Source organism: Billgrantia antri (assembly GCF_017868935.1).
Lineage (GTDB): Bacteria > Pseudomonadota > Gammaproteobacteria > Pseudomonadales > Halomonadaceae > Halomonas > Halomonas antri.
In genome coordinates this window covers 4,489,077-4,502,074 of the sequence record NZ_CP053383.1, presented here as the reverse complement: position 1 = coordinate 4,502,074, position 12,998 = coordinate 4,489,077, and the positions used below count along the sequence as shown (strand labels likewise).

General features: G+C 66.6%; 12 protein-coding genes. 2 read left to right on the top strand and 10 right to left on the bottom strand.

Annotated features, from left to right (window positions below; genetic code table 11):
* Positions 1-13: 13 nt before the first annotated feature.
* Genes HNO53_RS21100 through HNO53_RS21090 form a run of 3 tightly spaced genes read right to left on the bottom strand, consistent with a single transcriptional unit; the run spans position 14 to position 2,482 of the window.
* The gene (locus HNO53_RS21100) at positions 14-1,174 is read right to left on the bottom strand and encodes an amidohydrolase (protein ID WP_209474993.1); all 1,161 of its coding nucleotides are present in this window, start codon (positions 1,172-1,174) and stop codon (positions 14-16) included.
* An 11-nt stretch (positions 1,175-1,185) separates the two neighbouring features.
* Entirely contained in the window at positions 1,186-1,674 is a 489-nt protein-coding gene (locus HNO53_RS21095) for a hypothetical protein (protein ID WP_209474991.1), read from the bottom strand.
* The gene (locus tag HNO53_RS21090) at positions 1,664-2,482 is read right to left on the bottom strand and encodes a DUF3100 domain-containing protein (protein ID WP_209474989.1); all 819 of its coding nucleotides are present in this window, start codon (positions 2,480-2,482) and stop codon (positions 1,664-1,666) included. The genes HNO53_RS21095 and HNO53_RS21090 overlap by 11 nt, the downstream gene beginning before the upstream one ends.
* A 215-nt stretch (positions 2,483-2,697) precedes the next feature.
* Here HNO53_RS21090 and yccS point away from each other — a divergent pair, with 215 nt between their 5' ends.
* A complete protein-coding gene (gene yccS, locus HNO53_RS21085) occupies positions 2,698-4,911 on the top strand; it encodes a YccS family putative transporter (protein ID WP_209474987.1) in 2,214 nt (737 codons plus the stop codon).
* Positions 4,912-4,917: 6 nt separating this feature from the next.
* Here the strand turns inward: yccS and recG are convergent, their stop codons facing one another.
* Together recG and HNO53_RS21075 are read right to left on the bottom strand one after the other, a co-directional pair.
* Positions 4,918-6,999, bottom strand: coding sequence for an ATP-dependent DNA helicase RecG (recG, locus tag HNO53_RS21080; protein WP_209474985.1), 2,082 nt, complete (start codon positions 6,997-6,999; stop codon positions 4,918-4,920).
* Positions 6,996-7,916, bottom strand: coding sequence for a hydrogen peroxide-inducible genes activator (locus HNO53_RS21075; RefSeq protein WP_209474983.1), 921 nt, complete (start codon positions 7,914-7,916; stop codon positions 6,996-6,998). Before HNO53_RS21075 ends, recG begins: the two co-directional genes overlap by 4 nt.
* Before the next feature lie 77 nt (positions 7,917-7,993).
* On the opposite strand from HNO53_RS21075, the gene HNO53_RS21070 reads away from it, so the two are divergent.
* Entirely contained in the window at positions 7,994-8,866 is an 873-nt protein-coding gene (locus HNO53_RS21070) for an NAD(P)H-binding protein (RefSeq protein WP_209474981.1), read from the top strand.
* Between the two features lie 98 nt (positions 8,867-8,964).
* On the opposite strand, the gene HNO53_RS21065 is transcribed toward HNO53_RS21070, so the two are convergent.
* The 5 genes from HNO53_RS21065 to rpoZ all read right to left on the bottom strand — a co-directional run bounded on the left by HNO53_RS21065 (position 8,965) and on the right by rpoZ (position 12,957).
* On the bottom strand, positions 8,965-9,471 hold the full coding sequence (locus HNO53_RS21065) for an acyloxyacyl hydrolase (RefSeq protein ID WP_209474980.1): 507 nt from the start codon (positions 9,469-9,471) through the stop codon (positions 8,965-8,967).
* Between the two features lie 70 nt (positions 9,472-9,541).
* Positions 9,542-10,054, bottom strand: a complete 513-nt coding sequence (gene thpR / locus HNO53_RS21060) for an RNA 2',3'-cyclic phosphodiesterase (RefSeq protein WP_209474978.1) — start codon at positions 10,052-10,054, stop codon at positions 9,542-9,544.
* A gap of 7 nt (positions 10,055-10,061) precedes the next feature.
* Positions 10,062-10,451 (bottom strand): RidA family protein, encoded by a 390-nt coding sequence (locus tag HNO53_RS21055; protein ID WP_209474977.1) that lies wholly within the window; start codon positions 10,449-10,451, stop codon positions 10,062-10,064.
* A gap of 87 nt (positions 10,452-10,538) precedes the next feature.
* Positions 10,539-12,674, bottom strand: a complete 2,136-nt coding sequence (locus HNO53_RS21050) for a RelA/SpoT family protein (RefSeq protein ID WP_209474975.1) — start codon at positions 12,672-12,674, stop codon at positions 10,539-10,541.
* Positions 12,675-12,696: 22 nt separating this feature from the next.
* Positions 12,697-12,957: a DNA-directed RNA polymerase subunit omega gene (gene rpoZ / locus HNO53_RS21045; RefSeq protein WP_159555517.1), complete on the bottom strand. Its 261-nt coding sequence runs from the start codon at positions 12,955-12,957 to the stop codon at positions 12,697-12,699.
* Between the last annotated feature and the right edge of the window lie 41 nt (positions 12,958-12,998).

Genomic DNA, 12,998 nt, shown 5'->3' with positions numbered 1-12,998 from the left:
GCGGAAGCCGCCGTCAGTCGTCGAGCAGGGTCTTGACCAGCGCCTGCCAGTAAGCCACGCCGAGCGGGGCGATGGCGTCGTTGAAGTCGTAGTGCGGGTTGTGCAGTGCCGCGCTCTCCACGCCGTTACCCAGCCAGATGTAGGCGCCGGGACGGGCTTCGAGCATGAAGGCGAAGTCCTCCGACGCCATGCTCGGCGGCAGGTCGCGATGCACGCGGGTGATGCCCGGCAGCGTCTCCAGCACCTCGGCGCAGCGCAGCGCATGCTCGGGCGCGTTGATCGTGGCGGGGTAGCGTGACTGGTAGTCGAGTTCGACCTTGAGGCCGTGAAACCCGGCCAGGGCCTCGACGGCATCGTGGAAGCGGCGCTCCAGATAGGCGCGCAGCTCGCCGTCGAAGCAGCGCAGGGTGCCGCGCAGCTCCACCGTTTCCGGGATCACGTTGAAGGCGTCGCCGGCATGAAACTGGGTGATGCTGAGCACGGCGCTCTGGTGGGGCGGCGTCTCGCGACTGATCAGCCCCTGCAGTTGGCTGGCCAGCTGGCAGGCGGCCAGGATGGTGTCGCTGCCCAGGTGGGGCATGGCGGCGTGGCAGCCACGTCCGCTGAGCCTCAGGGTGAAGACGTCGAAGGCGGCCATAACCGCGCCGTCATGTACCGCCGCCTCGCCCACGGCGAGCCCCGGCCAGTTGTGCAGGCCGTAGACGGCTTCCATGGGGAAGCGCTCGAAGAGCCCCTCCTCGACCATCACGCGGCCGCCACCCTCGCTCTCCTCCGCCGGCTGGAAGATGAAGACCACCCTTCCGGCGAAGTCGGGATCGGCGGCCAGCGCGCAGGCCGCCCCCAGCAGCATGGTGGTATGCCCATCGTGGCCGCAGGCGTGCATCTTGCCCGGTACCTGGGAGGCGTGGCCGAAACGGTTGGCCTCCTCGACGTCGAGTGCATCGATATCGGCCCGCAGCCCGATGACACGCCCTGGGCCGCGCCTGCCGTCGAGAATCGCCACGACGCCGGTGCCGCCACCCAGGCCGGTAACGACCTCGAGCCCGGCCTGGCGCAGCAGCTCGGCGATGCGCTCGGCGGTACGATGCTCCTCGAAGGCGGTTTCCGGGTGGCGATGGAAGTCGCGGCGCCAGGCCGTGAGGCACTCGGGCGTCGGCAGCAGGCGGTCATCCATGGACGGGCTCCTCAGAGGATCAGGTGGGCGATGAAGGCCGAGGCGACGAAGGTGCCGGTGAACACCAGCAGCGAGACGATCACCAGCTTCCAGCCGGTCTGGCGGAACATGGTGAACTCGCGGCCGGTCAGCGCCAGGCCGGCATAGGCCAGTACCGGCGTCACCACGGCGAGGAAGTTGACATGGGAAAGCTGCTCGACGACCCAGGCGCTGCCAGGAAATGAGGGCAGTGTCATGGCGATGCTGACCAGCGAGACCCAGGCCACGCTGGGCAGGTAGAACGGGACGAGGCGGCCGATGACCAGGCCGAGCATGACCATGGCGTAGAGCAGCACCATGCCCGGTAGCGCCTGGATCAGTGGGGCGCCGTTGATCATGTTCGAGAACCAGGCCGCCACGCAAACCGCTGCCAGCAACAGGGCGGTCTTGCCGAGCTGCTGCTCGGGGCGCAGCTCCGCGAGGGTCTCGGCGTTCAGTGCGGAAGTGGTATCAGCTTTCATGGCGAACCTCCTGCAGGGGGTTGCCGCCCAGACGCTTGTAGAGCCATTCGGCCGCAGGCAGGGCGATGAACAGGGAAACGTAGAGGCCGGTGGCGTAGGTCAGCAGGTTGCTGGCACCGGAGAAGGCCAGCAGCTCGTCACGCAGATGAGGCGCGGCTTCGGCCAGGGCACCGGAGCAGGCCGCCACCATGCTGCCGCTGCCCACACCGCAGGCCATGGCCAGCGCACGGATGTCGAGAACGTTAAGCGAGGCCAGGTAGCCGGCCATCAGCGCGAAGTAGAGGGTGCCGAACATGGTACCCACCACGTAGACCCCCATGATGCCGATCCCCTCGGGGCTTCTCAGGCCGTACTTGTCGGAGATGATGGCGATGTTGGGCTCGCGGGCGATGGAATAGGTGGCGCCGATGGCCTCGCGTCCCATGCGCAGCACCAGCACGGCGAAGGGCAGCGCCAGCAGCATGGTGCCGAGGTTGCCGAGTTCCTGCAGGATCAGGGCGGGGCCGGCGGCGATGATCTGTTCGATGGCCGGGCCGATGGTGGAGCCGAACTTGGCGATGAATGGCAGGATCGAGATCATGATCAGCGGGCCGGCAGCGTTGCTGACGCGCTTGGGAATGATCCGCTGCATGCCGGAGAACAGGTGTGGGTTGAGCAGTACGCCAATGATGAAGGCGTAGAATAGCGGCAGCAGCAACAGCGTGCCGGGGCCGAGAGGAATGCGCAGGATGCCGATCGCTTCGGCCAGCAGCGACGCCAGCACCACCGTCAGGTGCAGACGCCAGTCGAGTAGCAGTTTCATGTCCATGGAGTTGTCCTTGTCGTGGTATGGGACACCTCGAGTATCGAAAGGAGTGCGTTCCAATGGTAGGCGGCCTGTGTTCTGTTTTTTTGCACACCTGCTGCGATGCCCGGCGTACCAGGCCAGCGCGAGGTGCCTGGCGGCGGCAAATGCGTTGGACTTATACGAAAGTCGTGTGTCGCGTAGAATGATCATAGTCTCCCGCCACTAAGCCGAGCCTCATGCCGACTTCGTTCTCCCTGTCGCTGCGGCGTCTGTGGACGCTGGACAAATTCGCCTACAGCCTGCGCGTGTTCCTGGCCCTGAGCGGCGCGCTGCTGTTGAGCTGGGCGCTGGCCGACATCAGCCTGGTGATCCCGCTGTTCCTGGGCATCATCGCCAGCGCGCTGTCCGAAACCGACGACAGCTGGCAGGGTCGTCTGCAGGCACTCGCGGTCACGCTGCTTTGTTTCGCTGCCGCCTCGCTCGTGGTGCGCTGGCTGTTCCCCTGGCCGTGGCTGTTCGCCCTGGGGCTGGGCGTGGCCACCTTCGCGCTGATCATGCTGGGCGCCATCGGGCAGCGCTACGCCACCATCGCCTCGGGCACGCTGATCCTGTCGATCTACACCATGATCACAATCGAGCACCATGGTGGCGCGCCGCAGGCGGACGACTGGGGGCAGACGTTGCTGATCCTCGCGGGGGCGGCCTGGTACGGTGCAATTTCGGTGATCTGGTGTGCGCTCTTCTCGCGTCAGCCGGTCAAGCAGAGCATGGCCCAGCTCTATCGTGAGCTGGGCAACTACCTGATCTTGAAGGCGACGTTGTTCGAACCGCTGCGTGGTGTCGACATCGAGGCGCGGCGTCTGGCGCTGGCCCGGCAGAACGGCCGGGTGGTGACGGCGCTTAACCAGGCCAAGGAGATGATCTTCCGCCGGCTCGAGGGGCAGCGTGGCGAGGGCAAGCTCAACCGCTATCTAAGGATCTACTTCATCGCCCAGGAGATTCATGAGCGGGCCAGCTCCACGCATTATCCCTATGCCCGGCTGACCGAGGCGTTTTTCCATCACGACGTGCTGTTTCGCTGCCAGCGCCTGCTCGACCAGCAGGGACAGGCATGCAAGCGGCTGGGCAAGGCGCTGCTGCTCAACCGTCCCTTCGAGCACGACCAGAGCGAACAGGCACTCGCCGACCTGCGTGCCTCGATCGACCACCTGCGGGCGATGCGCAATCCGGCCTGGCGCGAGCTGATGCATCCGCTCGCGGCCCTGGCCGACAATCTGGCCACCCTCGAAGGGCAACTGGCCTCGGCCGACAATCCAGACAGCGCCGAAAGCCCGGGAGATACCAGCCTGTTCGATCGTTCGCCCGGCAGCGTGAAGGATGCCTGGGAACGTGTTCGGCTCAACCTGACGGTGGCGTCGCCCACCTTCCGCCACGCCATTCGCCTGCCCATCGCGCTGCTGTCGGGCTATGGCCTTCTGCAACTGATCCACCCCACCCAAGGGTTCTGGATCCTGCTGACCACGCTGTTCGTGTGCCGCCCCAACTTTGCCGCCACCCGGCGCTTTCTGACCCAGCGCATCGCCGGTACCGTGCTGGGCCTGGTGGCCGGCTGGGCGTCGATCACCCTGTTCCCCTCGGCCTTGCTGCAGACGCTTATCGCGGTAGTTGCCGGCGTGACCTTCTTTGCCACCCGCGAGAGGCACTACGTCGCTGCCACCGCCGCCATCACCCTGCTGGTGCTGTGCAGCTTCAACCAGGTAGGGGATGGCTTCGACCTGATCTGGCCGCGGCTCTTCGATACCCTGATCGGTGCGCTGATCGCCGGGGCGGCGGTCTTCTTGATCCTGCCCGACTGGCAGGGGCGGCGCCTGCATCGTGAGGCAGCCAACGCACTCGAGGCCAGCCGGCATTATCTCGAGGAGATCCTGCACCAGTACGCCAGCGGCAAGCAGGACGACCTCGCCTACCGCCTGGCACGGCGCAACGCGCACAACGCCGATGCGGCACTGTCGACCCTGCTGGCCAACGTGCTGAAGGAGCCCGAGCCCTACCGCAAGCGTGTCGCCAATGACGGCTTTCGCTTCCTGGTGCTGTCGCACACCCTGCTGAGCTACCTGTCCGCGCTGGGAGCGCACCGGCAACGACTCGGCGAGAAGGCGGACGATGCCCGGTTGCTCCCTGAGGGGCGGCGCATCGCCGGCTATTTGGCGATGCTGGCGGAGCACTTGGCTCGGCGCACGAGTGCTGCTGGGCTCGAGGAGGCGCGGGAGGCATTGTTGGCACGGCTCGAGGACAAGCCCCCCGCATGGGAAGCGGAGGACTATCGGCCGATGCAGACACAATTGCTGCTGATCGCCCAGCAGCTCGGACCGCTGACCGATGCCGCCGAGCGCCTGATCGCGGTACAGGACGACCGCGACGACGCCCCGAGCGCAGTGAGGGCGGGCTAGCCGCCGCTACACCTGCCCGTAGCGCCCGGCTTCCTCGCCCAGCCAGCGGCGGATCAGCGGCTGGCTGGCTCGCGGATGACGGGTGAGCAAGGCTTCGGCCAACGGTGCGACGCGCTCGAGCAGGTCGGCGTCGCGCTCCAGGTCGGCGATCTTCATCTGCGCGAGCCCCGTCTGGCGCGTTCCGAGCACTTCGCCGGGACCGCGCAATTCCAGGTCCTTCTCGGCGATGCGGAAGCCGTCGGTGGTCTCGCGCATCACCGCCAGGCGCTCGCGGGAATGGGCCGACAGCGGCCCGTGGTAGAGCAGCACGCAGAAGCTCTCGCTGGTGCCGCGGCCGACCCGGCCACGCAACTGGTGCAGTTGGGAAAGTCCCAGCCGCTCGGGGTTCTCGATGATCATCAGGCTGGCATTGGGCACGTCGACGCCCACCTCGATCACCGTGGTGGCCACCAGCAGGTCCAGCTCGCCGGCCTTGAAGGCATCCATCACGGCGGCCTTCTCGGCAGCCTTCATGCGCCCATGCACCAGGCCGATGGCCAGCTCCGGCAAGGCCTCGGTGAGTTCGTCGCGGGTTGCCTCGGCGGCCTGGCACTGCAGCGCATCGGACTCCTCGATCAGGGTGCAGACCCAATAGGCCTGGCGGCCCTCGGCGCAGGCGTGACGGATGCGTGCGACCACTTCGGGGCGGCGCTCGTCGGGTACCACCACCGTCTTCACCGGGGTGCGCCCGGGCGGCAGCTCGTCGATGATCGAGACATCCAGATCGGCATAGGCGCTCATTGCCAGGGTGCGCGGAATCGGCGTGGCGGTCATCACCAGCTGGTGCGGCGTGAGCCCGCCGGCCTCGCCCTTCTCGCGCAGCGCCAGACGTTGATGCACGCCGAAGCGGTGCTGCTCGTCGACGATGGCGAGCCCCAGGCGCTGGAAGTGTACGTCGCCCTGAAACAACGCGTGAGTGCCCACCACCATCCGCGCGCGGCCGTCGAGAATGGCGGCCTTGGTGTCGAGCCGTGCCTTGCCCTTGAGCTTGCCGGCCAGCCAGGCCACCTCGATGCCGAGCGGCGCGAACCACGCCTTGAGCGTGCGATAGTGCTGCTCGGCGAGAATCTCGGTGGGCGCCATCATCGCCGTCTGGCAGTCGCCGGCGATGGCCGACAGCGCCGCCATCGCGGCCACCACCGTCTTGCCCGAGCCGACGTCGCCCTGCACCAGGCGCAGCATCGGCACCTCGCGGGCCAGGTCGGCACCGATCTCGTCGAGCACGCGGCGCTGGGCGGCGGTCAGCGAGAACGGCAGCTGAGTCAGAAAACGCGCCTGGAGGCCGCGCCCGCTGGGCAGCGCCGGGGCGCCGTCCTGCTGAATTTTCAGGCGCACCTGCTGCAGGCTCAGACGATGCGCCAGCAGCTCTTCCAGCGCCAGGCGCCGCGTGGCCGGGTGCTTGCCGCTGGCCAGACGTTCGGGGTCGGCATCGGGGGGCGGCTGGTGAAGGACGTGAAGGCAGCCATGCAGCTCGGGCAGGTCGAAGCGGGAGCGAAGTTCCGCGCCGATCCAGTCGGGCAGTGCTTCGGGAGCCTCGTCGAGGCGGGCCAGCGCCTGTTCGATCAACGCCCGCAGGCGCGCCTGATTGAGCCCCTCGGTGGTGGGATAGATCGGCGTCAGGTGGTCCTCGACCGGCGCTGCATCGCTGCTCAGCAGGCGATACTCGGGGTGGTAGATCTCGAGCCCGGTGGCGCCGGCGCGGGCCTCGCCGAAGCAGCGCACCCGGATACCGGGGCGGAACTGCTGTTGCTGTGCCGGGGAGAAATGGAAGAAGCGCAGGCTGAGGATGCCCGATCCGTCGCGCAGCCGGACCAGCAGGCTGCGCCGGCGCCCCTTGACCACGTCGCTGGCCGAGACTTCACCTTCCACTACCGCTTCATGACCGGCGCGCAGGGTGCCGACCGGCGTGATCCGGGTGCGGTCCTGGTAGCGCAGCGGAAGATGGAAGAGCAGGTCCGCCACGCTCTCCACGCGCAGCCTCGCCAGCTTCAGCGCAACCGCTTCCCCGACGCCCTTCAGGGAGGTGACCGGCGCGTCGAGGTCGCTCATGCCGTTTCGGGCAACGCCTCGTGACACCGCTGGATGGCATCGGTCACCGCGTCGATCGCCTTGGGGCGCGGAAAGCTGGCGCGCCAGGCGATCGCCACGGTACGCGACGGTGCCGGTGGCTTGAACGGCCGGCTGGCGAGCAGTCCGCTTTCGTAGTGGCCGGTGCCGATGGCCGACTGCGGCAGTACGGTGATGCCCAGTTTCGAGGCGACCATGTGGCGGATCGTCTCGAGCGAGCCGCCCTCGGCCGTCAGGGTGTTGCTGGGGCTGTTGAGTTGCTGGCTGATGGCGGGACAGGCTTCGAGAATCTGGTCGCGGAAGCAGTGGCCCTCGCCCAGCAGCAGCAGGCGCTCCTTGAGCAGGTCCTCCTTGTCGATGAACTCGCGCCGGGCCCAGGCATGGTCGGCCGGCATCAGTACCTCGAACTGCTCCTCGTAGAGCGGCTTGGTGACCACGTCGGTCTCGGTGAACGGCAGTGCGATGATGATGGCATCGAGTTCGCCGCTGCGCAGCTTGCGCCTGAGATTGGCGGTAAAGCCCTCCTCGATGTAGAGCGGCATCTGCGGAGCGCTACGCGTGAGGGCGGGGATCAGGTGCGGGAACAGGTAGGGCCCGATGGTGTAGATCGCGCCAATGCGCAGGGGGCTCGCCAGCTGATCCTTGCCGGCGTTGGCCAGCTCCTTGATCACGCTGCTCTGCTCCAGCACGCGCTGGGCCTGCTCGACGATCTTTTCGCCCAGCGGGGTCACCTGCACGGTAGACTTGGAGCGCTCGAACAGCGCCACGCCGAGCTCTTCCTCGAGCTTCTTGACCGCCACCGACAGCGTGGGCTGGGAGACGAAGCAGCGCTCGGCCGCTCTGCCGAAGTGGCGCTCCTGCGCCAAGGTTACGATGTACCGAAGTTCTGTTAGAGTCATGTCTGGTGCCCTTGGGGCATCCTCTCGGACGATAGATGACTTTCAATAGGGACTTTTTATCAGGGGGCGAGAGAAAGGTGAAGAAAACGACACTGATTCTGGGCTGTGGCGACATCGGAATGGTGCTCGGCAGGGAACTGCTGGGGGCCGGCCACCACGTGATCGGTGCCCGCCGAAGCGCTCAGGCGCTCGAGGGGAGCGGCATCGAGCCGCTGCCGCTGGACCTGAACGACGAAGCGGCGCTGGCCGCGCTGCCCGATGTGGATTACGTGGTCTATATCCTCAGCGCCGATCGCTTCGACGAGGCGGCCTATCGGGCAGCCTATTGCGACGGTCTCAAGGCGGTGCTGCGGACCTACGAGGGGCGTGAGACATTGCCCAAACGCCTGTTCTTCGTCTCCTCCACCAGCGTCTATGCGCAGAAGGAGGGAGAGCGCGTCGACGAAGAGAGCCCCGCGGAAGCCGCCGGTTTCTCCGGAACGGTGATGCGCGAGGCCGAGCAGGCCCTGCTGGAGAGCCCGCTGGCTGGCACCACGGTGCGCTTCTCCGGTATCTACGGCCCGGGCCGGGATCGCCTGATCCGCCAGGTGCAGGAAGGTCGCATCGCACCGAAGACCCCGCCCATGTACTCCAACCGCATTCATCGCGACGACTGTGCCGGCGTGCTGGCGCACCTGATCGGCCTCGACGTGGCGGGTAAGCCGCTCGACGATCTCTATCTGGCCAGTGACTGCGCCGCAGAGCCGCTTCATGAGGTCATGGCGTGGCTGGCCGGCCAGCTCAAGGTGGAGCCCACCGAGGTGATCCAGGCGCCGCTGCGCAAGCGCTCGAGCAAGCGCTGCGACAATGCCCGCTTGCGCGCGACGGGCTACGTCTTCCGTTATCCCAGCTACCGCGAGGGATACGCCCATGTCATGCAGGAGGGTGGCTTCCTCGCCGAGCCGGTTTGATCCAGGCGTGACACGGCAGGCAATGCGGAATGTCGGCCAGCATTGCCAGGCTGGCTCGAGATGCCGAGCCATCGCATCGCTGGGTTGCCGGCTTGCGCCTAGAGCGGCAGCCGATAGCCCAGCGACACTACCTCGATGCCCTCATTGGGGTCCTTGATACCGCCATTGGAGTAGTGCGCGACGCTCAGCGAGAGCTCGCCCGGTCCCAGCGACCCGCCGAGGGCCAGGCGATCCTGGAACTGGAAGGCGGTGGAGAGGTCGCGCGAGCCTATTCGCGCATCGAGAAACACGGCGGCCCCGATACCGCCCTCGAGGTAGACGTTTCGCTGCCCGGCGAAGGTGTAGCGCAGCATCGGGGTGAGCAGCCAGGCGGCATTCTCGTCGCTCTCGTCCCCCTCGAGAAGCAGCAGGCCGGTGGCCAACCGCAGGTCGAGCTGCGGATGCAGACGTTCGAGGCCGATCAGGGTGTCGAGCTCGATGCGGGCGGCGGCGGCCGATTCACTGGTGATACCGCCTGCCACGTAGAGATCGGCCAGACAGGCCGAGCTGGCCGCCATGGCGAGGGCGACGCCGAGGCTGGCAGCGAGAGACGAATTGCGATTCATGTTGGTTCTCCTTTTTCTTGCGCACCAATGTTTTTATCTCTGATCTTTGGTGCGCTCCCATCCTTGGAGCTCAACCCTGCGACGTGGCCATGGTTCGATAGCGGGCACCCCGCTCGTCGACGCTAGACTGGATCAGCTCCAACTGATTATAGGACCACAGCAGGTCGATGGACGGGAAGTGTTCCAGATCAACGACGCTGGCCCGTCTCAGAAGGGTGACGTGTGGAATGAATCGTGTGGGGCGCGTGCCGAGATCCAGCGACTCCAAGCTCCCCCAGAGCCGCCACTGAAGGTGCGCCAGGGTCGGGCTGCGCTCGCGACCACCGACCCAGACGATGCCGGGGCGCCGGAAACCGCCCCAGCGATCGAGGCGCCACTCGCCCGGCTCGATGGTCATGCCCTGAACCCACTCGGCCAGCTCGCTTGCCTGCGCTTCCGCCACCTCGCCGAGGAAGGCCAGCGTCAGGTGCAGGCTCTCGTCGGGCATGCGCCGGCCGCCGCAGCGGGCGTGGGCGATCTCCGCCAGCTCGCCGAGCCGCCCTCGCAGCTCGGGTGGTGGCACCAGCGCGAGAAAGAGGCGCACTCTTTTCTCAGTCTCCTATCACCATCACCGCTTCGGCCTCGAACTGCGCTCCCTTGGGCAGTGCCTTGACGCCTACTGCAGCGCGGGCCGGGTAGGGTGTGGCGAAAAACTCCTCCATGACCTTGTTGACCACCGCGAAGTTGTCCAGGTCCACCAGGTAGAGGTTGAGCTTGACGATCTCGCCCAGCGAGCCGGCCGCCTCCTCGCATACGGCCTTGAGGTTGGTGAAGACCTGGCGGGCCTGGGCTTCGAAGTCGTCGGAGACGAGCTCCATGGTGGTCGGGTCGAGGGGAATCTGGCCGGAAAGGTAGACAGTGTTGCCGGCCTTGATGGCCTGGGAGTAGGGACCGATGGCGGCGGGGGCCTTCTCGGTGTTGATGACGGCCTTGTTGCTCATGACGCTCTCCTTGTGTGGTTGCGTTGTCGTGCAAGGTCAATGAAAAGCCCGTTCTCCGCCTTCGGCGGTGAACGGGCTGAAACGGATTCAGTTGCCGACGCGAGTGATCTTGCCGACGTGGGACAGGTTACGGATGCGCTTGATGATGCGCGCCAGATGCACACGGTCGCGCACTGCCAGGGTCAGGTGCACGATGGAGAGGCGGGCGTCGCGCTCCTCGATGCCGATACGCTCGATGTTGGCGTCGGCATCGGTGACCAGGCTGGCGAGCTCGGCCACTAGCCCGCGGCGGCTCTCGATCTCGATGCGCAGGGCCACCGGGAAGTCCTCACTGATCTCGTCGGACCACTCCAGGGCGAACAGCTTGTCGGGGTCGCTCTTGAGTTCGTCGAGATTGCGGCATTCGGTGCGGTGCACCACGATGCCCTTGCCCACCGACAGATGCCCCACCACCGGGTCGCCGGGCAGCGGATGGCAGCAGCGGGCGAACTTGATCACCATGCCCTCGGCGCCGCTGATCACGATCGGCCCCTGGGAAGCGGGCGAACGACCGCCGCTAGCCGTCATGTCGCCATGCAGCAGGTCGACCAGACGCCGCGCCACCACGTGGGCTACCCGAGACCCGAGGCCGATCGATTCCAGCAGGCTTTCGTCGTTCTTCAGCGAGAGCTCCTCCAACAGCTCCGGCAGGACGCGCTCGGGGAGCTCTTCCAGGCTGGTCTCGAAGTCGGCCAGCGCCTTGTTGAGCAGACGCCGGCCGAGCTGCACCGCCTCGGTCTGCTGCTGGTGCTTGAGGGCGTGACGGATCGCCGAACGCGCTTTGGCGGTGACCACGAAGTTGAGCCAGGCCAGGTTGGGGCGTGCCCCCGGGGCGGTGATGATTTCCAAGGTCTGGCCGCTCTCCAGGCGAGTCGAGAGCGGTGCCAGGTGGCGGTCGATACGACAGGCGATGCAGCTGTTGCCGATATCGGTATGCACGGCGTAGGCGAAGTCGATCACGGTGGCGCCCTGGGGCAGCTCCATGATGTCGCCGCGCGGCGTGAACACGTAGATATCGTCGGGGAACAGGTCGTTCTTGACGTGCTCGATGAACTCCAGCGAGTCGCCGGCGTGGCGCTGCATCTCGAGCAGGCCCTTGACCCACTCCCGCGCCCGGGCGTGGCTGCCCTCGGCGATGGGATGGTCGGTCTGGCCGGCCTTGTAGAGCCAGTGGGCGGCGATGCCGTTGTTGGCCATGGCCTCCATCTCGCGGGTACGGATCTGTACCTCGATGGGCATGCCGCCGCTGCCGAACAGGGTGGTATGCAGGCTCTGGTAGCCGTTGGCCTTGGGGATGGCGATGTAATCCTTGAAGCGTCCCGGCACCGGCTTGTAGAGGTTGTGCACCACGCCGAGGATACGGTAGCAGCTGTCGACGTCCTCGGTGATGATGCGAAAGCCGAACACGTCCATGATCTCGGCGAACGGCTTGCGCTGGTCGCGCATCTTCTTGTAGATCGACAGCAGGTGCTTCTGGCGGCCCACCACGGTGCCGGGCAGGCCCTCGTCGTCGAGACTCTTCTGCAGGGCGGTCTGGATCTGGCGAATTGCCGAGCGGCGATGGCCGCGGGCGCTGGAGACGGCGCGCTTGATGCGTTCGGCCCGCATCGGATGCAGGGCCTGGAACGAGAGGTCCTCGAGCTCGACGCGAATGGTATTGATGCCCAGCCGGCTGGCGATGCGGGCGTAGATCTCCAGCGTCTCGCGGGCGATGCGGCGCTTCTTCTCGGGGCGCAGCGCGCCCAGGGTGCGCATGTTGTGCAGGCGGTCGGCGAGCTTGACGATGATGACGCGGATGTCCTTGGACATCGCCAGCACCATCTTCTGGAAGTTCTCGGCCTGGGCGACCGCCTTGTCCTCGAAGGTGATCTGGGTCAGCTTCGAGACGCCATCGACCAGTTCCGCCACCGGCTTGCCGAACTGCTCGGCGAGCGCCTCCTTGGAAACTCCGGTGTCCTCGATGACGTCGTGCAGCATGGCCGACATCAGGCTCTGATGGTCCATGTGCATGTTGGCGAGGATGTTGGCCACCGCCAGCGGATGGGTGACGTAGGGTTCGCCGGAGCGCCGGCGCTGGCCGTCATGGGCCTGCTCGGCGTAGTAGAAGGCGCGCTTGACCTGCTGGATCTCGTCGGAGGGAAGGTAGCCGCCGAGTCTGTCGGCCAGGTCGTCGATGGTGAACATTAGCGCGCCTTGAGTGACAGCCTTACTCCTCGATGGCCATGCCCGGCTCGCCTTCGCGGCGAATCCGGACCGGGGCCTCGATCGGCTCGTCCAGTACGCTGTGATCCACCAGGCCGGCGGCGATCTCGCGCAGCGCCATCACGGTGGGTTTGTCGTTCTCCCAGGGCAACTGGGCATCGCGGGAGCCGCGCGACAGCTGACGCGCACGCTGGGTGGAGATCATCACCAGCTTGAAGCGGTTTTCGACGTTTTCCAGACAATCTTCGACGGTGACACGCGCCATATTGGGTACTTCCCGAAACTGTGAGGCCCCCGGACATGGCC